1 pseudogene is annotated in these 325 nt (G+C 36.9%); it reads left to right on the top strand.

The annotated features are described in order from the left end of the window. Positions 1-117 (top strand): annotated as a pseudogene (locus IQR33_RS35505) (transporter); the annotation flags it as partial. Positions 118-325: the final 208 nt, after the last annotated feature.

Raw genomic sequence — 325 nt, 5'->3', positions numbered from 1 at the left:
GAATTGCGAGTCGTTATGCCATATTCGCTCGATGTTCAGCAAATCGAGTACATAGAATCTCGCAGTCAGTTGAAGGTGGATACGTCAGAACAAGATGTCCTTAACATCAAGTTTTAGGCTGAGCATTTCCACTTCATCGATGTACCACTTAACAATAGTGCAATGAAAAGCGACCTCAAAGTAGGTCGCTTTTTTATTTTGAGGTTTTTGTCACAGGTCTTAGGAAATGTGATGAATATAGAGTATTTGCACTTAAATTAACAAAAATGTAACGTTTGGAAATGCAATTGTCATAACTAGCTTCTAACTTTGTGTTTTTAGGACA

Source organism: Vibrio sp. OPT46 (assembly GCF_015163535.1).
Taxonomy (GTDB): domain Bacteria; phylum Pseudomonadota; class Gammaproteobacteria; order Enterobacterales; family Vibrionaceae; genus Vibrio; species Vibrio alginolyticus.
This window is presented reverse-complemented; position numbering and strand designations above follow the sequence as displayed.